This window comes from Xenorhabdus sp. PB61.4 (assembly GCF_963894935.1).
Classification (GTDB): Bacteria; Pseudomonadota; Gammaproteobacteria; order Enterobacterales; family Enterobacteriaceae; genus Xenorhabdus; species Xenorhabdus stockiae.
The window spans coordinates 1-1,001 of record NZ_CAWQJR010000143.1 but is presented as its reverse complement, the minus strand read 5'-3'; the positions used below and the strand labels follow the sequence as shown (position 1 = coordinate 1,001).

Sequence of the window (1,001 nt, the reverse complement as noted above, 5' to 3'; positions counted from 1 at the left end):
ACGCGATGCTCGACTTTTATGATGAGTTGAAATGACATAGCCGCTCCTTTATAACTTTAAGTCGCCAAACTGAGAGAAATAAAGGAATAAAGGCTATGTCACATCAAGATTTTATCATTTGGGTGTTTTGTTGGATAGACGATAATTTAACAGCGTTACAGCAAGGCACACGACTGAGGAGCCGGGGGATCCCACCTAAGCTGAGTGATGCGGAAGTCATCACAATGGAAGTCGTGGGTGAATTCTTAGGATTTTCAACAGATAAAGGAATTTGGACGTATTTTTGTGATCACTGGCGCGAGTGGTTTCCGGGACTGGGTTCACGGGCCAATTTTGCTAAACAGGCTTCCAATCTTTGGGTTGTTAAACAAAAATTGCAAGAAAAGCTGGCGAGATTATTGGGCGCATTAGACAGGCCAGTACATATCATCGACGGATTTCCGCTGCCCGTCTGTGTATTCAAAAGAGCGAAAGGCAGTGCCAATTTTAAAGGACAAGCCGGTTATGGATACTGTGTCGCCAAGAACGAAACTTACTACGGCTTTAAAGGGCATCTCATGATAGATGAAATCGGCGTAGTAACGGGATTCACGTTGACACCTGCTAATGTCAGTGAGCGCAAAGCAAGCTGGGATGTGGTCGGCCCGATAAAAGGCTATTTGCTCGGTGACAAAGGGTATTTAGGCGTTGAGTTTAAAGAGGAAATGAATAAATCAGGTATTGAAATAATTACGCCAGTACGTGCCAATATGGATGATCCCGTCCCCAAAGAAACGAGAAAGTGTATTAATGCCAAACGCCGTCTAATTGAAACCGTGATTGGTCAACTTGCCGGACAATTTGCTATCGAGAAGTGCTGGGCGCGAGATTTGTGGCATTTGAGTAATCGAATAGCCAGAAAACTGCTTTCTCATACGTTGGGCATTTTTGCTAATTTTAAACAAGGTAAAAGACAACGCGACTGGCTTCAACAAGCTAACGTTATAAAGTGTTAAAGTCGA

Annotated in this window: 1 protein-coding gene; it reads left to right on the top strand. The window is 43.6% G+C overall.

What is annotated here, in order from left to right; genetic code table 11:
- The first annotated feature begins 95 nt into the window (after positions 1–95).
- Positions 96–995, top strand: a complete 900-nt coding sequence (locus AACX68_RS07620) for an IS982 family transposase (RefSeq protein ID WP_228860876.1) — start codon at positions 96–98, stop codon at positions 993–995.
- Positions 996–1,001: the final 6 nt, after the last annotated feature.